The sequence below is a fragment of the Allobosea sp. 117 genome, from assembly GCF_000702305.1.
GTDB lineage: Bacteria > Pseudomonadota > Alphaproteobacteria > Rhizobiales > Xanthobacteraceae > Ancylobacter.
Genome location: NZ_JNLC01000016.1, coordinates 168,394 through 194,769, shown reverse-complemented (window position 1 = coordinate 194,769; position 26,376 = coordinate 168,394). Strand labels below are relative to the sequence as shown.

Genomic DNA, 26,376 nt, shown 5'->3' with positions numbered 1-26,376 from the left:
CCGGAGGCGATCCGGCCGACCCTGTCGCTCACTTCGCCTTCAGGAACTCGCCGACCTCGATGAGGATCAGCTCGTTGTCGTCGGCCTTCTTCGGGTCGCGCGAGGAGGAGAACGGCAGGTTGTTGTCGTTGCCGACCACGATGTGGCTGGCGTCGACCACGTCGACATTCTCGATGGTGAAGAACGGGAAGGTCAGCACGCCGTCATTGAGCGGCTTCAGCGCCTTCTTGTCCGGATCGACGATCTTCATCAGGTCGATATGGCCGATCTTGCGCACCGGCCGGCCGGCATTGGCGTCGGTCAGCTCGATCTTGTAGACGCGCTTGAACTTGGCGAGGTCGTGGAAGCAGTCCGGCCCCTTGGTACCGGGCGCGCAGGCCTTGTCGGCGGTGCCTTCGCCATTGTCGCGCTCGATGATCAGGCCGGTGGTGGCGTCGATCATGTTGAAGTCGCCGATGGCGTTGCCGTTCTGCTCCAGCACGTATTGCCACATGCGCCCGGTCCATTTCTGGCCGACGACGTCAAATTCGAGGATCGGCAGGAATTCCTTGCCGTCTACGGTCTTCTGCCAGTCCTTCTTCGCCGCGTCCCAGAGCGGACCTTCGAGCAGCGCGTAGAGGAACCTGCCGTCCTTGGAGGCGGCCATGCCCTCATAGCCCTTGGAGCGGCGGGCGTTGAACTCGGTGGCGGCATTCGGTGCGCCGGGGGAGGCGACGGCGTAGTGGTCCGGCGAGCGTACCGGCGTCTCGCCGGCCACCGTCTCGAACACCGCGCGTACGCGGCCCTTCATGTCGGTCCTGATGAGATAGGGGCCGAACTCCTCGCCGAACCAGATGTCGTCGCCGATGATCTGGAAGCTCTCGATGTCGAAATCGGCGCCGGTCAGGTAGCGCTTCTCGGTGCCCTCGTGGACGATGCGGAACGGCACCTTCTTGTCCGGGTCGGTGAGGAAGACGGTTTCCACCGGCTCGAACGCGCCCTTCGCCCAGTCGATGCGGTAGCGGTTGAGGTACAGCGCCGAATCCGGGCTGTTCGCCTTCGCGCCCATGCCGTTGTCGGTGATGATCCAGAACGAGCCGTCGGGCATGACCTTGATGCCGGAATGCCCCTGCCGCGGCTGGCCCTTGAAGGGCAGAGACACGCCGGTGGGACGGCCGCCGGACTTGCCCTCGACCGAGCCGATGGCGTCGACGCGCTTGCCCGTCGTGTATTTGCCGGAGGTCCTCAGGTCCTCGGGCGCGTCGGCCGGCATCTCGACGAAGCTCGCCGCCGGCAGCACGGCGTGGCCGGCCAGCGTCGCGGGATATGCCTGGTCGGCGCGGGCCGGCGCCGCGGCGAGAAGCGCCAGCGCGACGCCGGCGAGGAGGGCGGAGCGTTTCATGGTCGGAGGTCTCCTTCGGAACCCGGCATTGCGCCGTGGCCCCTTCCTCCGCCCAGCCCATGTCGCTCGCGTTACGTTACGACGACACCTTGATGACGTTGCGGCTGTGTCCGGCTAAGCCGCCTGCGGCTCCGGCAGGCAGGCGAGGCAGATCTGCTCGACATGCCGGAAGTCGGTGCCGCAGCAGCCTCCGAGGATGTTGAGGTTCCGCATCCGGCTGCGCAGGTCGCGATACTGCCGGCCGAGCTCGACCGGATTGCCGGCGTCGAGGTCCGGCGCGGAATCGAGCTCGGCATGGCTGCGCATCGAGGCGTTGGCGCGCAGGCCGCGGATGCGGTCGAGCCACGCCCCGCCCTCGGCGACGACGTTCTGGAAATGCGTCGGGTGGGCGCAGTTGATCATGAAATAGGCCGGCGCGGCGCCGGTTGCCGCGTCCACCTGCTCGATTGCCTCGCGCAGGCTCTGCCCGCTCGGCAGCCGTCCGTCGGTCTCCAGCGTGAAGGAGATGGTCGAGGGCATGTCCACCGCCTGCGCGGCAAGCGCGACACCGATCGCCTCCTCGACATAGTTGAGCGTATAGGCGCTCACCATGTCGGCGGCGGTGTCGGCGAAGGTCTCGATCTGCCGCGCATGGTAGCGCGCCGCCTCCTCGACGGACATCATCGCGCCCGGCTGATAGCCGTCGCCGCGCGGCCCGACGACGCCGGCGATCACGATCGGCGTCGACGGCGTCCCGAAGCGCTCGCGCAGATCGGCCATGAGATCGATGCTGGCGCGGTTAAGCTCCATCATCTCGTCCGTGGAGAGGCCGAGCTTCGGCGCCCAGTCCGGGCTTGCCCGCCAGTTCGGGCCGTCGATCACGAAGCCGGCGCCGCGGTCGCGGGCAAGCGAGAGGAAGCGCGTGTAATAGGAGCGCAGGCGCTCGCGCCCCTCATCCGTCCTCATCAGGTCGATGGACGCGAAATAAGGCAGCTCGACGCCTTCATGGAAGATGAAGGTGGTCTCCATGCCGCCGTCCATGATGAAGACGGTCTCCGACAGGAGCGGAAGCTGGTGGCGATATCTGGCGTGACGATGAGTCATGATCGAAGATCCTCAGAAGTGTTCCCGCCCGGTTGCCGACCATGCCGGGAATGGGCGCCGGTATCGCCTGTCCTGCCGGCGGCTTCTAGCAGGCGCGTGGTACACTCACAGGTCGCAATCAATTCATCCTGCATTCACAGATGTTTGGCTAAGCCGGTCAAGTGGTCCGGGCGGCTCCGCGGCCGGACGCGATGTGCTGAACTGTACCCAAGGTAAAGTAAGCCATGCTCGACACTACCACGCCGCGCCGCCGCACCGACACCAGGAAGCGCCTGCTCGACCTCGCCGAGCGCTCGATCCTCGCCAAGGGCTTCGCGTCGACATCGATCGACGAGCTGATCGCCGGGGTGGGCATCACCAAGAGCGGTTTCTTCTATCACTTCAAGGACAAGAACGATCTCGCGCGGGCGCTGCTGCGCCGGCACCTCGATCATGAGCGGGCGATCATGGACGAGCTGTTCCGCCGCGCGGACGAACTGAACGACGACCCGCTTCACGGGCTGCTGATCGCCTTGCGCCTGTTCGCGGAGATGATGGCGGAGCTGGAGGAGGTGCATCCCGGCTGCCTCGTCGCGACGCTGTGCTACCAGGATCAATTATTTGACCAGACCGTCCACGCACTGAATGCGGAGAGTGTGCTCGCCTGGCGCCGCCGCTTCCGCGCGCGCCTCGACGCCGTGGCCAAGCGCTATCCGCCGTCCGAGCCCGTCGACCTCGACGCGCTCGCCGACATGGTCTCGACCATCATCGAGGGCGGGCTTGTCATGGGCCGGGCCTTGAAAGACCCGAGCATCCTGCCGAAGCAGATCCTGCTCTATCGCGACCTCATCCGCCGCAGCTTCGCGCGCTGAGCCTGCCTGAGCCGCGCTGCGGCTCTCGACGCGGGCGCCCGCTTCGGGCTCTATCGTGCGCATGAGTCTTTCCGCCTCCAATCCGCTCCCGGCGCCGACCGCGGCACCGCCGCCGCGCCCCTTTCTCGGCGTCGAGAGTTCCGCCACCGGCCGCTTCTGGCGCGACCGGCTGGATGCGCGCGGCGCGCAGGCGAGCCTCGCCATCGTCCAGCGTCACGGCGTGCCGGAGCTGCTGGCCCGCGTGCTCGCCGGGCGCGGCGTGCCGGTCGACGAGGTGGAGGGTTGGCTCGATCCCACCGTGCGCCGCCTGCTGCCGGACCCTGATGTGCTCACCGGCATGGGTGCTGCGGTCGAACGCCTCGCGGGCGCCGTGATGCGCGGCGAGCAGGTGGCCGTGTTCGGCGACTACGATGTCGACGGCGCCACCTCGACCGCACTGCTGGTCGAGGTTTTGCGCGCCGCCGGCCTCGATCCCTTCTTCCACATCCCGGACCGCATCTTCGAGGGCTACGGCCCGAATATCGGCGCCATCGAGGCGCTGGCGACGCGCGGCACGCGCCTCCTCGTCACCGTCGACTGCGGCACCACCAGCTTCGAGCCCTTCGCCCGCGCGCACGAGCTCGGCCTCGACGTGGTGGTCGTCGATCATCACCAAGCTGGTGAGGCGCTGCCGGAGGTCGCCGCGCTGGTGAACCCGAACCGCGCCGACGACCTCTCCGGCCTCGGCCATCTCTGCGCCGCCGGGCTCGCCTTCGTGGTTGCGGTGGCGCTGGTACGTGAGCTGCGGCGGCGCGGATGGTGGGGCGAGGCACGGCCCGAGCCAGACCTGCTGGCGGCGCTCGACCTTGTCGCGCTCGGCACGGTGGCCGACGTGGTGCCGCTCGTCGGCCTCAACCGCGCCTTCGTCACCAAGGGGCTCCTCGCCCTGCGCCGCCGCGAGCGGCCGGGCCTGACCGCGCTGATGGATGTCGCGCGGCTTTCCGGTCCGCCCAAGGCGTGGCATCTCGGCTTCCTGCTCGGTCCGCGCATCAACGCCGGCGGGCGCATCGGCGACGCGACGCTCGGCACGCGGCTGCTGCTCACCCGCGATCCCGCCGAGGCGGGCGCCATCGCCGCCGAGCTGAACCGGCTGAACGCCGAGCGGCAGGTGGTGGAGAAGGCGATCCTCGCGGAAGCCGAGGCCGAGGCGGAAGCCGCGCTCGGCCGCGAGGGGCAGGGGGCGGTGATTCTCGCCTCCGGGCAGGGCTGGCATCCCGGCGTCGTCGGTCTCGTCGCCGCCCGGCTGAAGGAGAAGTTCGGCCGCCCGGCGCTCGCCGTCGCCTTCACCGGCGCGCTCGGCGCGGGCTCGGCCCGCTCGATTCCCGGCGTCGACATCGGCCGTGCGGTGCGCGCGGCGGTGGCGGCCGGCATCCTCGTGAAGGGCGGCGGCCACGCGATGGCGGCCGGTCTCACCATCGAGCGCGACAATCTCGGCGCGCTGCGTGCCCATCTCGAAGCCGTGCTCGCCGACACCGTGGCCGATGCACGGGCGGTAGACGAGCTCGCCATCGACGGCGCGCTCAGTGCCGGCGCGGCGACGCCCGAGCTGATCGATCTCGTCGAGCGCGCCGGCCCCTATGGCGCCGGCAATCCGCAGCCGGTCTTCGCCTTTCCCGGCCACCGCGTGATCTATGCCGAGGCCGGAAGTGCCGATCAGGTGCGGGTGCGCCTGCGGGCGAACGACGGCAGCATCCTCTCCGGCGTCGCCTTCCGCGCCGCCAACGCCCCGCTGGGTCAGGCGCTGCTCGCCGCGCGCGGCCGGCTGGTGCACGCGGCCGGCATGCTGGAGGTCGATAGCTGGCAGGGCAGGACGCAGGTGAGCCTGCGCCTCAGCGACCTAGCGGATGCCGAGAAGCTATGACTATTCAATGCATTGCGGACGGGAGCGGAATCGATCCGGCAGGCGCCGGAATCGATCTGCGAAGCCGTGGAACCGTCACACGAAGCGCCGCATCATGTGACAGTTGCCCCGTACATGCCTCGACTTCAACCACGCACGGCGGAATCGGCCTCTCAGGTCCCCGCGCCAAGCCGCTGGAACGACTCGTCTTCCGCCCGTTTGCGGAGCCGCGCCTGAATCGTGGTGTCAGCCCGTGACGCTAGCTTCCGACAACGACTCGCGATCTCCCCATGTCGCCGTGATCGGCGCCGGACCGGCCGGGCTTATCGCGGCGCAGACGCTGGCCGAGGCGGGGTGTCGCGTCACGATCTTCGAGCGCATGGCCTCGCCGGCGCGCAAATTCCTGCTCGCCGGGCGCGGCGGGCTGAACCTTACCCATTCCGAACCGCGCGAGCGCTTCCTCGCCCGCTATGGCGCGGCGGTGGACTGGCTCACCCCGATGCTCGACGCCTTCCCGCCGTCGCGGCTGCGGGCGCTCGCCGAGGAGCTGGGCGAGCCCACTTTCGTCGGGTCGAGCGGGCGTATCTTTCCGGAGAGCTTCAAGGCCTCGCCGCTGCTGCGCGCCTGGCTGGCGCGGCTGGACGGTCTCGGCGTCCGCCTCGCCACCCGCCATCTCTGGACCGGCTGGGACGGTGATGGCCGGCTGACCTTCGAGACGCCGGAAGGCGATGTCGCGATCCGCGCGGATACGACCATCCTCGCGCTTGGCGGCGCGAGCTGGCCGCGCCTCGGCAGCGACGGCGGCTGGGTGCCGGTTCTCGCCGCCGCCGGAGTCGGGCTGGCGCCGCTGGAGCCCGCCAATGCCGGGCTACGGATCGACTGGTCGCCGCTCGTTGCGGAACGTTTCGCCGGCACGCCGCTGAAGCGCATCGCGCTCACGCTCGGCGACCGGCAGGTGCGGGGCGAGGCGGTGGTGACCGAGGGCGGTCTCGAAGGCGGCGCGGTCTATGCGCTCGGTGGCGCACCGCGCGAGGCGATCGCGCGGGAAGGGCAGGCGGATCTGCGGCTCGACCTGCGGCCGGACCTGTCGGAGGAGCAGATCGCCACCCGCCTCGCCGCCGCGCGCAAGGGCGAGACGACCGCCAATCGGCTGCGCAAGGCCGCCGGGCTGGTGCCGGTCGCGGTCGCGCTGATGCGCGAGGCCGGTCCGCTGCCCGCCGAGCCGGCCGCGCTGGCGCGCCTCGTCAAGGCGGTGCCGCTGCGCGTCAACGCGGTGGCGCCGATCGGGCGCGCCATCTCCTCGGCCGGAGGCGTCATGCGCGGGGCGGTCGATGGTGGGCTGATGCTGCGCGCCCGGCCGGGCTGCTTCGTTGCCGGCGAAATGCTCGACTGGGAGGCGCCGACTGGCGGCTATCTGCTGCAGGTCTGCTTCGCCACCGGCCATGCCGCCGCGCGGGGTGCGCTCGGCTTCCTCGGCTTTGCCGAGCCACCGGCCTGGCTTGGGGGCTGGTAGGCGGCGAAAATCTTCGCCTTCCGGCTAAAAAAACCTTCCGCAACGTTCCCTGCCTCCCAGAAATGCCCGAAACGCCCCCGAGATTTTCCACTCGGGCGACGGATGGAGACCACGAGGCGGCATGGAGACGATCACTCTCACCAATATCCTCCTGCTCGCCGCCGCCGCCCTGATGGTGCTCGGCATCTTCTCCAGCCTCGTCGCCTCGCGCTTCGGCGCCCCCCTGCTGCTCGTCTTCCTCGTCATCGGCATGCTGGCCGGCGAGGACGGGCCAGGCCAGATCCATTTCAGCGACTATCGCGCGACCTACATCGTCGGCTCGGCGGCGCTCGCCATCATCCTGTTCGACGGCGGGCTGCGCACCCGCATGTCGAGTTTCCGCGGCACGCTGGGGCCGGCCGTGATGCTCTCGACGGTCGGCGTGCTGATCACCGCCACCCTCGTCGGCGGGCTCGCCATGCTGGTGCTCGGACTGCCGCCGCTGGAGGCGCTGCTGGTCGGCTCGGTGGTCGCCTCCACCGACGCGGCGGCGGTGTTCTTCCTGCTCAAGGCCGGCGGCCTGCAGCTCAAGAAGCGCGTCGGCGCGGTGCTGGAGATCGAATCGGCGACCAACGATCCGGTCGCCATCCTGCTGTCGATCACCCTCGTGGAGCTGATCGCGGCGGGAGGCCATGCGCCCGGCTGGGAGGTGCTGCTCACTGTTGGGCAGCAGGCGGTCCTGGGGTCCGCGATCGGTGTCGCTGGCGGCCTCGGACTCGCCGCGCTGCTGAACCGCTTCGATCTGCCGAGCGGCCTGCACGCGCTGCTCTCGGTCGGCGCCGCGCTGCTGATCTATGCGCTGACCGCGGTTGCCGACGGCTCCGGCTTCCTCGCTGTCTATCTGGCGGGCCTCGTGCTCGGCAACCGGCCGGTGCGCGCGCTGCCCTCCATCGTCAGCTTCCACGACGCCGCTACCTGGCTCTGCCAGCTCGTGATGTTCGTCATGCTGGGGCTGCTGGTGACACCCTCCAAGGTGATGGAATATGCGCTGCCGGCCTTCGGCATCGCGGTGTTCCTGATCGTGATCGGCCGCCCGGCCGCGGTGTGGTTGTGCCTTGCCCCCTTCGGCTTCAAGACCAACGAGACGGCCTACATCTCCTGGGTCGGACTGCGTGGTGCCGTCTCGATCTTCCTCGCCACCATTCCGACGCTCGCCTCCGTGCCGAGCGCCGAGGTCTATTTCAACGTCGCCTTCACCGTCGTGCTGGTGTCGCTGGTGGTGCAGGGCTGGACGCTGACCTATGCCGCGCGGCGGCTCGGCGTCGCATTGCCGGAGCCGCTCCGCGAGGCACGGCGTTTCGAGATCGATTTGCCCGGCCAGCTCGACTATGAGCTTGTCGCCTATCCGGTCGCCGCCGGTAGCCCGGTGCTGAGCCACGGCACGCTGCCGAACTGGGCGCGCCTCCTGCTAGTGGTGCGTGACGGTTCCATCCTCAGCGCCGACGAGGCCGGCCAGCCGCGCAAGGGCGACTATGCCTATCTGCTATCACCCCCCGAGCGCGTCGCGCGGCTGGACCGGCTGTTCGTCGCCGGCGAGGACAGGCCCGACGCCGAACTCGCCGCCGCCTTCCCGTTCCGGGGCGATATTCTGCTCTCCGCCATATCCGATCTCTACGGCCTGCCAGTCGATCTGCTCGAGCGCGACCTGACCATCGCCGACCTGTTCGCCGACCGCTTCGACGAGCGCCCGGCCGTCGGTAACCGCCTGCAGCTCGGCGGCGCGACGCTGGTGGTGCGCGCTGTCGAGGACGACCGGGTGACACTGGCGGGCCTGAGCTTCGACGACGATGTCGAGGAGCGCGACAAGAGCATCCTCAACGGCGCGGCGCTGGCGCGCCTCCTCGGGCAGCGCCGCACTGCGCGGGAACGTGCGCGGCGCCGGCATTGAGGCCTGAAGCGAGGGGCTGGACGGGATCGCGGGACGGCAACTGAGGGAGCGCGTGTTGCCGCCCCGCGCAGCTCACGAGGCCAGCCGGGAATGAGGCCTCGCGAACGGTTCCAGGTCCTGGACGGACATCGCTGTCCGTCTGCTGCCGCTGTTACGCGCATGCCGCGATGAAGACAATGATTATCTTCGATTATTGTTATAGTTCTAAGTTATCGGTGCTCGCGAATACTTGAAGCCAGCGATCGTTGCTGGCCGCTCGCTCATGTGGCCGCGGCTTGCGTTCCGCGCCGATGCGCGCCACCGTGCCGGGCGCCTCACGGATGCCCGGATCGCGGCGAGCATGTCGGCCGTGAGCGAAGCGTGCCGAGGGGCGCGCCAAGGGAGCATGCGATGGCCCGACTCTTCTTCCGACGCGGCCGCGACGCCGAGGCCGCGCCCGACGCGGCGCAGGAACTCGCGCGCAAGGCGAGGGCGCTGCTCGGCGTCGACGAGAACACCACTATCTCGATCACCGAGATCGCCTGCGGCGATCCGGCCTGCGGCGGCGCCGAGACGGTGGTGCTGGTTATGCGCCCCGGTCGGCGCACCGAGGCCGCGAAACTGATGAAGCCGCTGGCGACCGTCACCGACGAGGAACTGCGCGAGGCTCTGGTGCCGCTGATGCAGTCCGAGGCCACCAGATTGTAGTCGTTCCAGATTAGTAGTTTGTAGTATTTCCAGTCTAAACCCGGCCCTTCGTCTAATTGTCTGGTGACGCTGCGGAAACATCAAAGATAAAACAATTCCAATGTTCTGCGCACGACTTGCGGTTCCTTCCCGCGCTGGCGTAGGACAGGCAGCATCGTCGGCGCCCCGCACGGCGCCCGGAGGAGATTGTTCCATGCGAGCCCGATCCTTTAGCGCCGCGCCGCTGCTGGCTGCCGCGTTCGGTGCCTTCATCATTGCCGCGCCCGCGGGCGCCCAGACGGCGCCCAAGCCGCGCGACATCCTCGTGAACTATGCCAACATTGCCGAGGCGATGTATGGCGACAGCCTGTCCACCGCCAAGACGCTGCAGACGGCCGTCAACGCCTTCATCGCCGCGCCGACCGAGGACAACCTCGCCAAGGCGAAGGACGCCTGGAAGGCCGCGCGCGTGCCTTATCAGCAGACCGAAGGGTTCCGCTTCGGCAACGCCATCGTCGACGACTGGGAGGGCAAGGTGAATGCCTGGCCGCTCGACGAGGGGCTGATCGACTATGTCGACAAGAGCTATGGCGACAGTTCCGACGAGAACCCGCTCTACACCGCCAACGTGATCGCCAACACCAAGATCCGCGTCGGCAAGAAGACCATCGACGCCAGCAAGATCACCCCGAAGCTGCTGGAAAGCCTGCAGGAGGCTGGCGGTGTCGAGTCGAACGTCGCCACCGGCTACCACGCTATCGAGTTCCTGCTGTGGGGTCAGGACCTGAACGGCACCGGTCCCGGCGCCGGCAAGCGTCCTGCCACCGACTACGACACCAAGGCCTGCACCGGCGGCAATTGCGAGCGCCGCGCCGCCTATCTCAAGGCCGCGACCGACCTGCTGGTTTCCGACCTCACCGAGATGTCGAACGCCTGGGGCGCCAAGGGCAAGGCGCGCAAGGCCATGCTCGGCAAGAAGGACAAGGCCGGCCTCGGCGTCATTCTCACCGGTCTCGGCTCGCTTTCTTATGGCGAACTCGCCGGCGAGCGCATGAAGCTCGGCCTCATCCTCCACGATCCGGAGGAAGAGCACGACTGCTTCTCGGACAACACCTACAACTCGCATTACTATGACGAGTTGGGCATCGCCTCGATCTATCGCGGCAAGTACACCCGCGTGGACGGCAGCGTGGTCGAAGGCGCCTCGGTCGCCGCCTATGCCGCCGCGCTGGCACCCGACGCCGCCAAGGAGGCGGATGCCAAGGTCGACGCCGCGCTCGCCGCGCTGAAGGCGATCAAGGACGAGGGCGACAGCGGCAAGCAGGCCTATGACCAGATGATCGGCGAGGGCAACACCGAGGGCAACGCGCTGGTGCAGAAGGGCGTCGATTCCCTGGTCGCTCAGACCCGCGCCTTCGAGGGCGTGGTCGCCGCGCTCAAGCTGAAGATCAAGGTCGAGGGTTCCGACAGCCTGGACGATCCGTCCAAGGTCACCCAGTGAGGCCATGATGCACACCGGCGCGAGACTTTCGCGCCGCGCTTTCCTGGGCGCGGGGGCGGCACTTGGTGTCGCCGCCGCGTTCGCGCCTTCGCGAGTGAGCGAGGCGCGGGTGCCCTCCGTCGGGCCGATCACCCGCAGCATCGCTCTCTCCGCCGGCGAGACGGAGCTCCGCCTGCTCGGCCCCGACAAGCCGCCGACGCGCATCCTTGCCTATGACGGCGAGCCATTCCGCACCATTCGGGCGAAGAAGGGAGATCGGCTGGAGATCGCCTTCGACAACCGCATGCACGAAGGCTCGACCGTGCACTGGCACGGCATCCGCCTGCCCAACGAATATGACGGCGTTCCGACACTGACCCAGCCGCTGGTGCAGCCGGGCGGGCGCTTCGTCTACCGCGTGCCGCTCGACGATCCCGGCACCTTCTTCTTCCATCCCCATTGTGACGAGACCGGGCAGGCCGGGCGCGGCCTTGCCGGCGTGCTGATCGTCGAGGATGAGCGCGACCCGAAATTCGACGCTGAATTCGTGCTGGTGCTGAAGGACTGGCGCCTCGCCGAGGACGGCGGCTTCCTTGCCCTGTCCGAGCCCGATGGCGCCTCCAAGGCCGGCACCTTCGGCGCGACCCGCACCGTCAACGGCAAACCGGCCGAGAGGCTGGAGGCGCCGGCCAATGGCGATGTGCGCCTGCGCATCCTCAATATCGATTCGACGCGGGTGATGGACATCGGCGTCGAGGGGGCGCCTGCCGCGCTGATCGCCGTGGATGGTCACGCGCTCGATCCGATCCCGATGGACGATCTGCCGGATGGCATCTGGCGCATGGGCCCCGCCCAGCGCATCGACGTCGCGCTGCGCATGCCCGGCGAGGGCGGCACGGTGCGCATCGGCGACTACCGCGCCGCCGAGATTTACGAGTTCGCGACGATCACCGCGCAGCCCTCGCGCCGCGCGGCGCGTCGCTTCCACCCGCCAGGGTTGCCGGCGGCGAGGCTGCCGCGTCCCGACCTGAAGCGTGCCGAGCAGCTCACCTTCACCCTGCAGCAGGCGACCGATGCGGCAGTGAAGGAAGCCGGCCTTCCGCCCGACGATCCCCTCGCCAAAGCGCTGATCGACAGCCTTTGCGTCGGCGCGACGGCCTATTGGGCGATCGACCAGCAGGCCTGGCCGACCGGCGCGCAGCGCAAACTGCCGGCGCCGCTGGCGCGACTGAAGGCGGGCGCCAGCTACCGCGTCGTGATCAAGAACGGCACGCGCTTCCCGCACCCGATCCACCTGCACGGCCACGCCTTCCAGGTGATCGATTCGAGCAGCAAGCGCCTGCCGCGCCATTGGGCGGATACCGTGCTGGTGCAGTCCGGCGAGACGGTGGAGATCGCCTTCGTCGCCGCGCCGGGCGACTGGGTGTTCCACTGCCACATATTGGAGCACATGGAGACCGGCATGATGGGCTGGTTCCGGGTGGTGTGATGGGGGGCTCCCGCAAGCGCCTGACAGTCGTGGCAGGTCTGTTGCTCGGAGTGCTCGCGCCGGCCCTTGTGCACGCCGACGATGCCGGACTCGATGCCGCTATCGGCAAGGGGTTGTTCAAGCGGGCATGGGTGCCGGCGCCGAGCTCGACGCGCGCCAATGACGGGCTCGGGCCGCTGTTCGATGCGCGCTCCTGTGCCGCCTGCCATCCCGCCGGGGCGGGCAGGGGTGCGACCGCGCTGGCGCCCGACGGCACGCCGGAGGGGCTCGGGCTGGTGCTCACTCTGGTGCGGCCGGACGGCGCGCCCGATCCGGTCTATGGCCACCGTCTGGAGACCATGACGCTGCCCGGCGTGCCGGCCGAGGGGACGATCGGTGTCTCGGTGGTCGATGGCCGTCGCCTCCCGCTGATCCGCGATGCCGGCTACGGTCCGCTCGACACGGCGACCAGGCTCTCGCTGCGCGCCGCGCCCGATTTGCGCGGACGCGGCAGGCTGGAGGAGGTGAGCGACGCGGCCATCCTCGCACTTGCCGATCCCGAGGACCGCGACGGCGACGGCGTGCGCGGCCGCGCCCGGCTGTTCGAGGCGCCCGAAGGCGGCTCGAGGGTCGGCCGCTTCGGTTGGAAGGCGAGCCACCCGACGCTGGCCGGCCAAGCCTCCGAAGCCTTCGCGCTCGATCTCGGCCTTTCGACGCCGCTGCGGCCCGAGCCGTGGGGCGACTGCACGGATGCCCAGACGGCCTGCCGCAACGCTCCGCATGGCCGCGACGCGGAGGGCGAGCCGGAGATCGCCGCCGCCATCGTCGCGCGGCTAGTGGCCTATCTGCGCAGCCTCGATCCGCCCGCTGCCCGAGCCGACAAGGCGGGCGCGAAGCTGTTCGCCACGACCGGCTGCGCCGTCTGTCACCGGCCGAGCCTGCCGACCGCAATGGGCGGCACGGTCGCTCTGTTCACCGACGTGCTGCTGCACGACATGGGTGAGGACCTTGCCGATCCCGTCGGCGTGCCGGGCGCGGCGGCGTCCGAATGGCGGACCGCCCCGCTTGCCGGCGTCTCCGACACGCTGGCGCGCGGCGCCGGATTGCTGCATGACGGTCGCGCCGCAGGCGTCGCCGAGGCGGTGCGCTGGCACGGCGGCGAGGCAGCGCGCGCCCGCGCCCGCTTCGACGCGCTCGGCGAGCAGGAGCGGCGCCGGCTCGTCGCCTATGTGAGCGCCCTGTGACGTCCTTGTGGATGACGTGCCTCTGAAAGAGAGGGTCGTGCCTATGTTCCGTTCGCTCATCGCCGTTCTGGTCGCGCTGGCGGCGCAGCTCGGGCAGGCCGTGCCCGGCATCGCCGCCGCCGCGACGCTGCTGACGCAGGTGTTCGCCGGGCGTGCCTTCGCCGCGCCCGTCTCGGCGCCGGAGGTGGTCGAGGACTGGCTGCTGCCGCGCTACGACACGCTCGCCGCCGCCACCACCGCGCAGCTCGCCGCGTGGGAGGCCTTCTGCAAGGCGCCGTCGGAGGCCGGCATCGCCGAGCTTAGGACGCGCTTCGGCGCCGTATCCGACGCCTGGGCGGCGGTCGAGTTCATCACTTTCGGCCCGGTGGTGCTGTCGCTGCGCGCCGACCGCTTCAACCTGTTCCCGGAGCGGCGCAATGCGGTGGCCCGCTCGCTCACCGAGCTGATCGCCGACCCGACCGAGGAGCGCCTCGCGCCCGACCGCTTCCCGCGCCTTAGCGCGGCGGTGCAGGGCGTGCCGGCGCTGGAGCGCCTGCTCTATGACGACGGCGCCTCCGCCGCGCTCGTCTCGGGTGCGGAAGCCACGCGCCGCTGCGCCATTGGCCGGGCGATTGCCGACAATCTCGACGAAATCGCGCGCGGCATCCGCGAGGGCTGGGGCGACCGGACCAAGGGGCTGCTCGCCCAGCTCCTGGCCGGAAAGCCTGACCCGGTGTTCTTCCCCGACCCGAACGCGCTGCTCAGCCAGATGGTGACGGACCTCGCCGGTGCCTATCAGCGCGTCGTCGACCAGCGTCTGCTCGTCGTGCTCGGCAAGAGCCTCGATGACGCCAAGCCCGCGCTCGCCGACCGGCGCCGTTCCGGGCGTTCCAAGGCGACGATACTCGCCGTCGTCGCGAGCGCCGGCGCGCTGACCGAACGTCTCGCCGCCGGTCTCGACGCGAAGGCGCAGGGGATAGTCGACAAGGCCGGCCGCGACGCGCTCGCCGCCGTCGGCCGCCTGCCGGACGACATCGGCGCGGCTGCTGCCGAGCCGAAGGATCGCAAGGTGATCGACGCCGCCGTCGTGGCGCTGAAGGCGGCGCAGAAGACGGTGGCCGATCCGCTGGCCTCGGGCCTCGGCGTGCCGCTCGGCTTCAACGCGCTCGATGGCGACTGAGGAGGCGCGCATGGGCATGCTCGATCTCTCCCGCCGCGCGCTGCTGGCAAGGCTCGGCGGCCTTGCCACCGCTCCGCGGCTGATGCTCGGCGCGGCGCACGCGCAGGACCATGCGCTCGACGCCGAATGGCTGGCGACCGCCGGTGTCGAGGGCGGCTTCGCGCCGGTGGTGCTGTCCGCCGACTACGCGCCGACCACGGTCGGCAAGGGCGTGCAGCGCCTGCACTGGGTGGAGCCGAGTCCGGACGGACGTACGGCGGTCGCGGTAGCGCGCCGGCCCGGCACCACGGCGGTGCTGTTCGACCGCCGCGCCGGCATGGTGCTCGCCAGCTTTGAGCCGGGCGAGGGGCGCGTCTTCTCCGGCCACGGACGCTTCATCGCGCAGGGACGTCGCTTCCTCGCCGTCGAGATCGACCGCGCGAGCGGGCAGGGGACGGTGACGCTGCGCGAGGTGGCGGACGGCTTCGGGATCGTCACCGAATGGGCCTCCTCCGGCGTCGGACCGCACGACCTGCTGCCGGCGGGCGACGCGCTGGTGGTGGCGAATGGCGGTGTCGAGCCACACACGCCCGAGGCGCTGGGTGCCGAGGTCGCTGGCGCCAGCGTCGCGCTCATCGATCCCGCGAGTGGGCAGACCCGGGCGCTCACGGCGCTCGACGAGGATCTCGCCTCGCTCTCGCTGCGCCATCTCGCCAGCGCTCCGGAAGGCCCGGTCGTCGTCGCGGCGCAGGACCTGCTCGCCGACGGCGTCGCCCGCCCGCTGCTCTACCGCGTCGAGCCCGAGGGCCGGCTGGTGGCGTTCGACGCGCCGGACGAGGAATGGCGCGGCTTCCGCACCTATATCGGCTCGGTCGCCATCGACCGCTCCGGCGCCTTCGTGGCGGCCGCCTCGCCGCGCGGCAACCGCATCGGCGTGTGGTCGCGCGAAGGGCGCTTCCTCGGCGCGGTGCCGCTCGTCGACGGTTGCGGCCTCGCCGCGACGCACGAGCCCGGCCGCTTCCTCGCCACCAGTGGCCTCGGCGAGGTCGTGCTAATCGCGGCGGACGGGGAGGGCGTCGGCGTCGTCGCCCGCAAGTCCGGCGGGCCGCGCTATGACAATCACGCGGTGCTGGTGGGCTAAGGCCGTCATCCGCCCAGCCCCTTCCTTTTTCCCCGCGCTGGATCGATAAAGACGGTCGCGCGATGTCAGATTGCGCGTTTCACGCGGGCCTTCTGTAAATGAATTCGGTGTTCGCCAACCTGCCGACCACGGTGTTCGAGACCATGTCGCGTCTCGCCCGCGAGCATGGCGCGGTCAATCTCGGCCAGGGTTTCCCGGACGATCCCGGGCCGGAGGATGTGCGCGCGGCGGCGGCCGAGGCGGTGCTGAACGGCTGGAACCAGTATCCGCCGATGATGGGCACGCCAGAACTGCGCCACGCCGTCGCCCGTCACTATGCGCACTGGCAGGGCATCGATCTCGATCCCAACGCGGAGATCATGGTGACCTCGGGCGCCACCGAGGCGCTGGCCGGCGCGCTGCTGGCGCTGATCGAGCCGGGCGACGAGGTGGTGCTGTTCCAGCCGCTCTACGACGCCTATCTGCCGCTGGTCCAGCGCGCCGGCGGCGTGCCGCGCCTCGTCCGCCTCACGCCGCCGCACTGGTGGCTGACCGAGGAGGCGCTGGCCGACGCCTTCACCCCGCGCACCCGCCTCGTGCTGTTCAACAACCCGCACAACCCGACGGGTCGTGTCTTCGAGGCGGACGAGCTCGAGCTGCTGGCGGATTTCTGCCGGCGCTCCGGGGCGGTGCTGGTCTCCGACGAGGTGTGGGAGCACGTCGTGTTCGACGGGCGCCGGCACGTCTCCGTGCTGTCGCTGCCGGGGATGCGTGGGCGCGCGGTGAAGATCGGCTCGGCTGGCAAGATCTTCGGCATGACCGGCTGGAAGGTCGGCTTCGTCTGCGCCGCACCGGAGCTGATGCGGGCGCTCTCCAAGGCGCACCAGTTCCTTACCTTCACCACGCCCCCGTCGCTGCAGCAGGCGGTGGCCTACGGCCTTGGCAAGCAGGACGGCTGGTTCGAAGCGATGCGCGCCGGCCTCCAGCGCTCGCGCGACCGGCTGGAGGCCGGTCTCTCCGCGCTTGGCCTGCCGGTGCTGCCGACCGCCGGCACCTATTTCATCAACATGGACATCGCGCCGCTGGAGACCGGGCTCGACGACGAGGCCTTTTGCCGGCTGCTGGTCGAGCGCCACGGCGTCGCGGCAATCCCGGTGTCGGCCTTCTATGCACAGGCACCGGTGCGGAACGTGGTGCGCTTCTGCTTCGCCAAGGCCGACGCGACGCTCGACGCGGCCCTGAGCCGGCTTGCCGCCGTGGCAGAGCCGTTCCGTCATGTGTCGGCTCCATGACTGTGTGCAATATGCACCGCCTGCTCATCTGATGTGCAATCATGCGGTTACTGCCTAGTTTATAGGCGCGAGGCGCGCTGCTTCGAGTTTCGAACTGTTTCCGGGCGCTTCGCCTGCCCCTCAAAATACCGCGCCGGCGTTGGCACGGCCGTTGCAAACGTTCCCCCTTGGCACGCGGACGGGGGTCCTGCGTGTGAACTCCAGAAGGGAACGAAAATGTTGAATCTGTTCTCCCATGCGGGCCGCGTGGCCGGCCGCGCTGTCGTGGGCGCGGCCGCGCTTGCGCTGGCGGGTGCGGCAGTGCCGGCGCAGGCCCAGGAAACGATCAAGGTCGGCGTGCTCCATTCGCTTTCCGGCACCATGGCCATCAGCGAAACCACGCTGAAGGACACCGTGCTGTTCATGATTGACCAGCAGAACGCCGCGGGCGGCGTACTCGGCAAGAAGCTCACCCCGGTCGTCGTCGATCCTGCCTCCAACTGGCCGCTCTTCGCTGAGAAGGCGCGTGAGCTCCTCGCGAAGGAGAAGGTCGCGGTGGTGTTCGGCTGCTGGACCTCGGTGTCCCGCAAGTCGGTGCTGCCGGTGTTCAAGGAGCTGAACGGCCTGCTCTTCTACCCGGTGCAGTACGAGGGCGAGGAGAGCGAGCGCAACGTGTTCTACACCGGCGCCGCGCCGAACCAGCAGGCGATTCCGGCGGTCGACTACCTCATGGCGAACGAGGGTGTGAAGCGCTGGGTGCTGGCCGGCACCGACTACGTCTATCCGCGCACCACCAACAAGATTCTCGAGGCCTATCTGAAGGCCAAGGGCGTGCCCGCCGAAGACATCATGATCAACTACACGCCGTTCGGTCATTCCGACTGGCAGACCATCGTCGCCGACATCAAGAAGTTCGGCTCGGCCGGCAAGAAGACCGCCGTGGTCTCGACCATCAACGGCGACGCCAACGTGCCGTTCTACAAGGAGCTCGGCAACCAGGGCATCAAGGCGACCGACATCCCGGTGGTGGCGTTCTCTGTGGGTGAGGAAGAGCTCGCCGGCATCGACACCAAGCCGCTGGTCGGCCATCTCGCCGCCTGGAACTACTTCCAGTCGGTCGACGTGCCGGAGAACGCCGAGTTCATCAAGAAGTGGCGCGCCTTCATCAAGAACGACAAGCGCGTGACCAACGACCCGATGGAAGCCACCGTCATCGGCTTCAACATGTGGGTCGAGGCGGTCGAGAAGGCCGGCACCACCGATCCGGACGCGGTCATCGACGCGCTCATCGGCGTCTCGGTGCCGAACCTGTCGGGCGGCTATTCGACGATGATGCCGAACCACCACATCACCAAGCCGGTGCTGATCGGCGAGATCAAGGACGACGGCCAGTTCGATATCGTCGAGCAGACCCCCGGCCTGATCGTCGCCCAGGAGTGGTCGCCCTATCTCGAAGGCTCGAAGGACCTGATCGCCGATTGGCGCTCGCCGCTCAAGTGCGGCAACTTCAACGTGAAGACCGGCAAGTGCGGCGGCGCCGGCAACTGACGCCGGCCTGCCGACGCTGACGCGTCGATGCCGGTTTTCTGCCGGCGTCGATCGCGGCGCGAAGTTGAGGGGAGGCGGCCACCGCCTCCCCGTCGCCGCCGGAGCTGCTCCGGCCATCCGCGCACCCGCCAGATCGACGGATGATGATGATTTTAAACGCCCGCCTTCGCAGCCGCGGCTGCGCGCTTCTCCTCGCCCTGACCGCCATCTGCGCGTTGCTGCTGCCGCTCGGCGGCGCGCGGGCGCAGGACATCAGCGCCCCGCTCGCCCAGCTCGCCACCGACAATTACAATGACACCGAGGCCGCGCTCGGCGCTCTCGCCCTGAGCGGCAGCCCGGCTGCCGCCGGCATCGTCGCGGCGCTGGCCGATGGCAAGCTCGTCTTCTCGACCTCGCCGCGCCAGGTCTTCCTCAAGACCGATGCCGGGCTGGTCGATCCGGTGACCCAGCAGGCGGTCGCCAGCCCGCCGCCGGTGAAGCCGGTGCGCGTCAACAACCGCATCCGCCGCGCCGTCGAAGCGGCGATGGGCGCGCTCTCGCTGGTCAGCCCCGATCCCGCCAAGCGCCTCGATGCCGCCGTCGCGGTCGCCCGCTCGCGCGACGAGGCGGCGCTGCCGGCGCTGGAAGCGGCGCTCGCGAAGGAAACCGACGCCAGGGTGAAGTCGGCGCTGACGCTGGCGCGCGCCTCCATCGTCATGGGCAAGGCCGGCATTTCCGATGCCGAGCGGATCGCCGCGATCCAGACCGTGGGCGCCGAGGGCAATCAGGATGCGCTCGCCATCCTGCGCAGCGTGCCGGCCGACGCCTCGCCGGCGGTCAAGGAGGCCGCGGCCGGTGCCATCGCCGGCATCGAGCGCAACCTCGCCATGTGGGGCATCGCGCAGAACGTCTGGTACGGGCTCTCGCTCGGCTCGGTGCTGCTGCTCGCTGCTATCGGCCTCGCCATCACCTTCGGGGTGATGGGCGTCATCAACATGGCGCATGGCGAGATGGTGATGCTCGGCGCCTACACCACCTTCGTGGTGCAGGAGGTGATCCGCACCTCCTGGCCCGGCCTGTTCGACGCCTCGCTGCTGATCGCCATTCCGCTCGCCTTCCTCTTCACCGGCCTGATCGGCGTTCTCATCGAACGCACGGTGATCCGCTTCCTCTACGGCCGGGCGCTGGAGACGCTGCTCGCCACCTGGGGCATCTCGCTCATCCTGCAGCAGGCAATCCGCACCATCTTCGGCCCGACCAACCGCGAGGTCGGCGCGCCGAGCTGGATGTCGGGCAGCTTCGACATCGGCCTGATGTCGATCACCTATGGCCGGCTGTGGATCATCATCTTCGCCACGCTGGTCTTCGCCGCGCTGCTCGCGGTGCTGCGGCTCACCCGCATCGGCCTTGAAATGCGCGCGGTGACGCAGAACCGGCGCATGGCCGCCTCCATGGGCATCCGCACCAACTGGGTCGACGCCATGACCTTCGGCCTCGGCTCCGGCATCGCCGGCATCGCCGGGGTGGCGCTCTCGCAGATCGACAACGTCTCGCCGAACCTCGGCCAGAGCTACATCATCGACAGCTTCCTGGTGGTGGTGTTCGGCGGCGTGGGCAATCTCTGGGGCACGCTGGTCGGCGCCATGTCGCTCGGCGTCGCCAACAAGCTACTCGAACCCTATGCCGGCGCCGTGCTCGGCAAGATCGCGCTGCTGGTCATCGTCATCCTCTTCATCCAGAAGCGTCCGCGCGGCCTGTTCGCGCTCAAGGGCAGGGCGATCGAGGCATGAGCGATCGCACCGCCATGAGCGCACACGACACCAAGCCGCCGGCGCTGCTCACCACCAGCGGGCGCATCTTCCTCGCCATTCTCGTCGCCGCCGCGGTCCTCGTGCCGGCGCTGAACCTGCTCACATCGCCAGATGCCTTCCTGCACGTGCCGACCTATGTCGTCTCGCTGCTGGGGAAATATCTTTGCTACGCGCTGCTCGCTCTCTCGGTCGACCTGATCTGGGGCTATGTCGGCATCCTCTCGCTCGGCCACGGTGCCTTCTTCGCGCTCGGCGGCTACGCGATGGGCATGTACCTCATGCGCCAGATCGGCACGCGTGGGGTCTATGGCGATCCCGTGCTGCCGGACTTCATGGTGTTCCTGAACTGGAAGCAGCTTCCCTGGTTCTGGCACGGCTTCGACCTGTTCCCCTTCGCCGCGCTGATGGTGCTGCTGGCGCCGGGCATCCTCGCACTGGTGTTCGGCTGGTTCGCCTTCCGCTCGCGCGTCACCGGCGTCTACCTGTCGATCATCACCCAGGCGATGACCTTCGCGCTGCTGCTGGCCTTCTTCCGAAACGACATGGGCTTCGGCGGCAATAACGGCCTCACCGACTTCAAGGACATACTCGGCTTCAACATCCAGTCCGACGGCACCCGCGCCGTGCTGTTCGCGCTCTCTGCGCTGGCGCTGGCGGGCGGCTATGTGATCTGCCGCTATCTGGTGCGCTCGCATTTCGGCAAGGTGCTGATCGCCATCCGCGACGCCGAGGCGCGGGTGCGCTTCACCGGCTACCGGGCGGAGAACTATAAGCTGGTCGCCTTCGTCGTCTCGGCCATGCTGGCGGGTGTTGCCGGTGCGCTCTACGTGCCGCAGGTCGGCATCATCAATCCGAGCGAGTTCTCGCCGGCCAACTCTATCGAGATCATCGTCTGGGTGGCGGTCGGCGGGCGCGGCACGCTGGTCGGCGCGGCGCTGGGCGCTGTGCTGGTGAACTACGCCAAGACCTATTTCACCTCCGGCATGCTCGCGCCCTACTGGCTGTTCATGCTGGGCGGCCTGTTCGTGGCGGTGACGCTGTTCCTGCCCAAGGGCATTGTCGGCACCTTCTACGACTGGCGTGCGCGCCGCACCGAGGCCAGGCAGGTCGCGCCCGAGGCCGAGAGCCTGCCGCCGGCGGGCGAGCCGAAGCCGGCGGAATGAGGAAGAGGGACATGAGCGACATCCATCTCCTCGCCCCCGACGCCCTGCCGCCGGAGAACCCGGCCGCCGACATGGACGCCCCGGACAAGCGGCTGACCGAGGCGCTGCTCTATCTCGACGGCGTCACCGTCACCTTCGACGGCTTCCGCGCGCTGAACGCGCTCTCCTTCACCGTCGATCCCGGCGAGATGCGGGCCATCATCGGCCCGAACGGCGCCGGCAAGACCACGATGATGGACGTGATCACCGGCAAGACGCGCCCCGACAAGGGCGACGTGCTGTTCGCCGGCGCCACCGACCTCACCAAGCTGGACGAGACGCAGATCGCCACCCTCGGCATCGGCCGCAAGTTCCAGAAGCCGACCGTGTTCGAGAGCCACACCGTGCTCGACAATCTGCGGCTCGCGCTGAAGGGCCAGCGCAGCGCGCTCTCCAACATCTTCCGCAAGGAGACCGGCGAGCAGCGCGACCGCATCGACGCCATCTTCGAGACCATCAAGCTGACCGAGCATCGCGACCGCCTCGGCGGCGCGCTCTCGCACGGTCAGAAGCAATGGCTGGAGATCGGCATGCTGCTGGCGCAGGACCCCAAGCTCCTGCTGGTTGACGAGCCGGTCGCCGGCATGACCGACGCTGAGACCGCGCAGACCGCCGAACTACTCCGCGAGATCAACGCCGATGGCCATTCCGTGGTGGTGGTCGAGCACGACATGACCTTCGTGCGCGACCTTGGCGTGCGCGTCATGTGCCTGCACGAGGGCTCCGTCCTCGCCGAGGGCACGCTCGATCAGGTCAGCGCCAATGAGCGCGTCATCGAAGTCTATCTGGGGCGCTGATTGGGATGCTGGAAGTCCAGGACATCAACCTCTTCTACGGCGCCGCCCAGGCGCTGCGCGGCGTCTCGCTCAAGGCCGAGCCGGGCAAGGTAACCTGCGTGCTCGGGCGCAACGGCGTCGGCAAGACCAGCCTGATGCGCGCCATCGTCGGCCAGCAGCCGATCGCCAAGGGCTCGATCCGTTTCGACGGGCAGGACATCACCACCCTGCCGCCGGCCGAGAGGGCGCGGCGCGGCATCGCCTTCGTGCCGCAGGGCCGCGAGATCTTCCCGCTGCTCACCGTGGCGGAAAACCTCGAGACCGGCTTCGCGCCGCTCAAGCGCGCCGACCGCTACGTGCCGGACGACGTGTTCTCGCTGTTCCCGGTGCTCGATTCCATGCTGCGCCGGCGTGGCGGCGATCTCTCCGGCGGCCAGCAGCAGCAGCTCGCCATCGGCCGCGCGCTGACCATGCGGCCGAAGGTGCTGGTGCTCGACGAGCCGACCGAGGGCATCCAGCCCTCGATCATCAAGGACATCGGCAACGCCATCCGCTACTTGCGCTCCAAGGGCGACATGGCCATCGTGCTGGTCGAGCAGTATTTCGACTTCGCCAAGGAACTGGCCGACCACTTCATCGTCATGGAGCGCGGCGCGGTCGTCATGTCGGGCGACGGTAAGGCGCTCGAGGACCCGGATGTGCGTAACCGCATTGCTGTCTGACGCTGCAGAGAAGCCGGAGGACGCCGCCTCCATCGCGCGCATTCCGGGCGCGCTGCGCGCCCATGGCCGCCTCCGGTTTGAGGCGCTGGGCGCCGACACGCACACCATTCCCGGCCGCATCGAGGAGGCGGGGCCGATCCGCGTCCGCTTTCCGCGCTCCGGCCGGCATTCCGGCGCGCTGGAGGCGGTACTGCTGAACACCGGTGGCGGCATGGCGGGTGGCGACACCGCCGCCTTCGAGTTTCGCGCCCGCAGCGGAGCGCGGCTGACCGCCACCACCCAGGCCGCCGAGAAGATCTATCGCTCCGATGGCCTCTCCACCCGCATCGACGTGTGTCTCCTCGTCGAGGCCGGCGCGCGGCTCGACTGGATGCCGCAGGCGACCATCCTGTTCGACGGCGCCCGCGTCGAACGCGGGATCTCCGCCGAGGTCGCGCCGCAAGCCCGGCTGCTGCTGGTGGAACCCGTCGTACTCGGCCGCACCGCGCGCGGCGAGCGCTTCGCGCGGGGGAGGCTGACCGACCGCTGGCGCATCCGGCGCGGCGGCCGGCTGGTTTATGCCGACGGGCTCAACCTCGACGGCGAGGTGGGCTCGGTGCTCGACCGGCGCGCCATCGCCAAGGGCTGGCCGGCCTTCGCAACGGTGCTTCTCATTGCCCCGGACGCGGAAACGCGGCTGGAGGCGGTGCGCGCTGCGCTCGGCCTGCCGGACGATCTGCCTGAGAACATCGAGGCGGGCGTCAGCGCCTGGGACGGCATGCTGTCGGTGCGCCTCCTCGCCCGCGACGGCGCCGTGCTCGACACCGCGCTTCGTGCCGTGATCGGTCAGTTGGGGGTGGCCGAGCTGCCGCGCATCTGGCATTCCTGATGCAAGCCGACCTGCCGCCTCTTGCCGTCCTCGCCTTTGCGGAGAAGCCTGATGAATCTGAGCCCTCGTGAGAAGGACAAGCTGCTGGTCGCCATGGCCGCGCTGGTGGCACGCCGCCGGCTTGAGCGCGGCGTGAAGCTGAACCATCCCGAGGCGGTTGCGCTCATCACCGACGTGGTGGTCGAGGGCGCGCGCGACGGCAAATCGGTGGCTGAGCTGATGACGCTCGGGGCCACCGTGCTCTCCGCCGATCAGGTGATGCCGGGCGTCGCCGAGATGATCCACGACGTGCAGGTCGAGGCGACCTTCCCGGATGGCACCAAGCTTGTCACCGTGCACGAGCCGATCCGTGGCGCTGCGCCCGCCGTGGTGCCCGGCGAGGTGCTGGTCGAGGAGGGCGAGGTCGAGCTGCTGGCCGGTCGCGAGATCATCGCGCTCACCGTGTCCAACACCGGCGACCGGCCGATCCAGGTCGGCAGCCACTACCATTTCTTCGAGACCAACCCGGCGCTTGCCTTCGACCGCGAGCAGGCGCGGGGCATGCGCCTTGCCATTCCGTCCGGCACCGCCGTGCGCTTCGAGCCCGGCCAGTCGCGCGAGGTGAGGCTGGTCGCCCTCGGCGGCAAGCGCGAGGTCTACGGCTTCCGCCAAGAGGTCATGGGCAAGCTGTGATCGCCTGACGCCTTCGGTTCTCGCCCAACGGATTGCCCAGCTCAACGGATCGCCCATGTCCATCAAGCTTTCGCGTGCCGCCTATGCCGAGATGTTCGGGCCCACCGCCGGCGATCGCGTCCGGCTCGCCGACACCGCCCTCGTCATCGAGGTGGAGAAGGACCTCACCGTCTATGGCGAGGAGGTGAAGTTCGGTGGCGGCAAGACCATCCGCGACGGCATGGGCCAGGCGCAGACGACACGCGCACAGGGGGCGGTCGACACCGTCATCACCAACGCGCTGATCCTCGACCACTGGGGCATCGTCAAGGCCGACATCGGCCTGCGCGACGGGCGCATCCACGCCATCGGCAAAGCCGGCAACCCGGACATCCAGCCGGGCGTCGACATCGTCATTGGGCCGGGCACCGAGATCATCGCCGGCGAGGGCAAGATCGTCACTGCCGGCGGCTTCGACAGCCACATCCACTTCATCTGCCCGCAGCAGATCGAGCACGCGCTGATGAGTGGCGTCACCACCATGCTCGGCGGCGGCACCGGCCCGGCGCACGGCACGCTCGCCACCACCTGCACGCCCGGCGCCTGGCACATCGAGATGATGCTGCGCGCCTTCGACAGCTTCCCGGTCAACCTCGCCCTGTCCGGCAAGGGCAACACCTCGCTGCCGGGCGCCCTCGTCGAGATGATCGAGGCGGGCGCCTGCTCGCTGAAGCTGCACGAGGACTGGGGCACCACGCCGGCGGCGATCGACAACTGCCTGTCGGTGGCCGACGACTACGACATCCAGGTGATGATCCACACCGACACGCTCAACGAGAGCGGCTTCGTCGAGGACACCATCGCCGCCTTCAAGGGCCGCACCATCCACGCGTTCCACACAGAGGGGGCGGGCGGAGGGCATGCGCCGGACATCATGAAGGTGGCTGGCCTGCCAAACGTGCTGCCGTCCTCCACCAACCCGACGCGGCCCTTCACGGTGAACACGCTCGATGAGCATCTCGACATGCTCATGGTGTGTCACCACCTCCACCCCTCCATCGCCGAGGACCTCGCCTTCGCCGAGAGCCGCATCCGCAAGGAGACCATCGCGGCGGAGGACATCCTGCACGACATCGGCGCCATCTCGATGATGAGCTCGGACAGCCAGGCCATGGGCCGGCTCGGCGAGGTGGTCACCCGCACCTGGCAAACGGCGCACAAGATGAAGCTGCAGCGCGGTCCGCTGCCGGGCGACAGCGAGCGCAACGACAATGCGCGCGCCAAGCGCTATGTGGCGAAATACACCATCAACCCGGCCATCGCGCACGGCATCTCGCGCCATATCGGCTCGGTCGAGCCGGGCAAGCTTGCCGACCTCGTCATCTGGACGCCGGCCTTCTTCGGCACAAAGCCGGACATGGTGCTGAAGGGCGGCGCCATCGTCGCCGCGCAGATGGGCGATCCCAACGCCTCGATCCCGACCCCGCAGCCAGTTCACTATCGCGAGATGTTCGGCGCCTACGGAAAGGCGCGCACCGCCACCTCCTTCACTTTCGTCTCGCAGGCGGCGGTGGAGCGCGGCGTCGGCGCGCGGCTGGGGTTGGAGAAGTCGGTGGTGGCGGTGGAGAACGTGCGCGGCGGCATCGGCAAGGCGTCGATGGTCCACAACAGCGCCACGCCCAACATCGAGATCGACGCCGAGACCTACGAGGTGCGGGCCGACGGCGAGCTGCTCACCTGCGCCCCGGCGAGCGAGCTGCCCATGGCGCAGCGCTACTTCCTGTTCTAATCGTGTGGC

21 protein-coding genes are annotated in these 26,376 nt (G+C 69.2%); 19 read left to right on the top strand and 2 right to left on the bottom strand.

What is annotated here, in order from left to right:
- Positions 1-28 precede the first annotated feature (28 nt).
- Both U742_RS0117645 and U742_RS0117640 read right to left on the bottom strand, forming a co-directional pair.
- Positions 29-1,381, bottom strand: coding sequence for an esterase-like activity of phytase family protein (locus U742_RS0117645; RefSeq protein WP_029355390.1), 1,353 nt, complete (start codon positions 1,379-1,381; stop codon positions 29-31).
- Positions 1,382-1,495: 114 nt separating this feature from the next.
- Positions 1,496-2,464, bottom strand: a complete 969-nt coding sequence (locus tag U742_RS0117640) for a homocysteine S-methyltransferase family protein (RefSeq protein WP_029355388.1) — start codon at positions 2,462-2,464, stop codon at positions 1,496-1,498.
- Positions 2,465-2,688: 224 nt separating this feature from the next.
- Between U742_RS0117640 and U742_RS0117635 the strand changes: the two genes are divergently transcribed.
- From U742_RS0117635 to ureC, 19 genes are all read left to right on the top strand, one after another.
- Positions 2,689-3,315 (top strand): TetR/AcrR family transcriptional regulator, encoded by a 627-nt coding sequence (locus tag U742_RS0117635; RefSeq protein WP_029355385.1) that lies wholly within the window; start codon positions 2,689-2,691, stop codon positions 3,313-3,315.
- A 61-nt stretch (positions 3,316-3,376) separates the two neighbouring features.
- Positions 3,377-5,215: a single-stranded-DNA-specific exonuclease RecJ gene (gene recJ, locus U742_RS0117630; RefSeq protein WP_029355383.1), complete on the top strand. Its 1,839-nt coding sequence runs from the start codon at positions 3,377-3,379 to the stop codon at positions 5,213-5,215.
- Positions 5,216-5,447: 232 nt separating this feature from the next.
- Entirely contained in the window at positions 5,448-6,707 is a 1,260-nt protein-coding gene (locus U742_RS0117625; RefSeq protein ID WP_029355381.1) for a TIGR03862 family flavoprotein, read from the top strand.
- A gap of 121 nt (positions 6,708-6,828) precedes the next feature.
- On the top strand, positions 6,829-8,634 hold the full coding sequence (locus U742_RS0117620) for a potassium/proton antiporter (RefSeq protein ID WP_029355378.1): 1,806 nt from the start codon (positions 6,829-6,831) through the stop codon (positions 8,632-8,634).
- 390 nt (positions 8,635-9,024) lie between these two features.
- Positions 9,025-9,321, top strand: coding sequence for a hypothetical protein (locus tag U742_RS0117615; protein WP_029355376.1), 297 nt, complete (start codon positions 9,025-9,027; stop codon positions 9,319-9,321).
- Between the two features lie 193 nt (positions 9,322-9,514).
- The gene (locus U742_RS0117610) at positions 9,515-10,801 is read left to right on the top strand and encodes an imelysin family protein (RefSeq protein WP_029355373.1); all 1,287 of its coding nucleotides are present in this window, start codon (positions 9,515-9,517) and stop codon (positions 10,799-10,801) included.
- 4 nt (positions 10,802-10,805) lie between these two features.
- Complete coding sequence (locus tag U742_RS0117605; RefSeq protein WP_029355372.1) at positions 10,806-12,269, top strand: multicopper oxidase family protein; 1,464 nt, start codon at positions 10,806-10,808, stop codon at positions 12,267-12,269.
- Positions 12,270-12,319: 50 nt separating this feature from the next.
- Positions 12,320-13,492 carry a di-heme oxidoredictase family protein gene (locus U742_RS0117600; RefSeq protein ID WP_248310417.1) on the top strand — a complete coding sequence of 391 codons (1,173 nt, stop codon included), beginning with the start codon at positions 12,320-12,322 and terminating at the stop codon, positions 13,490-13,492.
- 43 nt (positions 13,493-13,535) lie between these two features.
- On the top strand, positions 13,536-14,651 hold the full coding sequence (locus U742_RS0117595; protein ID WP_029355370.1) for an imelysin family protein: 1,116 nt from the start codon (positions 13,536-13,538) through the stop codon (positions 14,649-14,651).
- Positions 14,652-14,661: 10 nt separating this feature from the next.
- A complete protein-coding gene (locus tag U742_RS0117590; protein WP_029355369.1) occupies positions 14,662-15,771 on the top strand; it encodes a DUF1513 domain-containing protein in 1,110 nt (369 codons plus the stop codon).
- A 98-nt stretch (positions 15,772-15,869) separates the two neighbouring features.
- The gene (locus U742_RS0117585) at positions 15,870-17,042 is read left to right on the top strand and encodes an aminotransferase (protein ID WP_029355367.1); all 1,173 of its coding nucleotides are present in this window, start codon (positions 15,870-15,872) and stop codon (positions 17,040-17,042) included.
- 216 nt (positions 17,043-17,258) lie between these two features.
- Complete coding sequence (urtA, locus tag U742_RS0117580) at positions 17,259-18,569, top strand: urea ABC transporter substrate-binding protein (protein WP_029355366.1); 1,311 nt, start codon at positions 17,259-17,261, stop codon at positions 18,567-18,569.
- A gap of 146 nt (positions 18,570-18,715) precedes the next feature.
- The gene (gene urtB, locus U742_RS0117575) at positions 18,716-20,338 is read left to right on the top strand and encodes an urea ABC transporter permease subunit UrtB (protein WP_029355364.1); all 1,623 of its coding nucleotides are present in this window, start codon (positions 18,716-18,718) and stop codon (positions 20,336-20,338) included.
- 14 nt (positions 20,339-20,352) lie between these two features.
- The gene (urtC, locus tag U742_RS0117570) at positions 20,353-21,522 is read left to right on the top strand and encodes an urea ABC transporter permease subunit UrtC (protein ID WP_029355362.1); all 1,170 of its coding nucleotides are present in this window, start codon (positions 20,353-20,355) and stop codon (positions 21,520-21,522) included.
- A 71-nt stretch (positions 21,523-21,593) separates the two neighbouring features.
- Positions 21,594-22,358: an urea ABC transporter ATP-binding protein UrtD gene (gene urtD, locus U742_RS0117565; RefSeq protein ID WP_029355360.1), complete on the top strand. Its 765-nt coding sequence runs from the start codon at positions 21,594-21,596 to the stop codon at positions 22,356-22,358.
- A 5-nt stretch (positions 22,359-22,363) separates the two neighbouring features.
- Complete coding sequence (urtE, locus tag U742_RS0117560) at positions 22,364-23,059, top strand: urea ABC transporter ATP-binding subunit UrtE (protein WP_029355359.1); 696 nt, start codon at positions 22,364-22,366, stop codon at positions 23,057-23,059.
- A complete protein-coding gene (locus tag U742_RS0117555; RefSeq protein WP_248310410.1) occupies positions 23,049-23,927 on the top strand; it encodes an urease accessory protein UreD in 879 nt (292 codons plus the stop codon). Before urtE ends, U742_RS0117555 begins: the two co-directional genes overlap by 11 nt.
- Before the next feature lie 51 nt (positions 23,928-23,978).
- Entirely contained in the window at positions 23,979-24,599 is a 621-nt protein-coding gene (locus tag U742_RS0117550) for an urease subunit gamma (RefSeq protein WP_029355357.1), read from the top strand.
- Positions 24,600-24,654: 55 nt separating this feature from the next.
- Positions 24,655-26,367 carry an urease subunit alpha gene (ureC, locus tag U742_RS0117545; RefSeq protein ID WP_029355356.1) on the top strand — a complete coding sequence of 571 codons (1,713 nt, stop codon included), beginning with the start codon at positions 24,655-24,657 and terminating at the stop codon, positions 26,365-26,367.
- Positions 26,368-26,376: the final 9 nt, after the last annotated feature.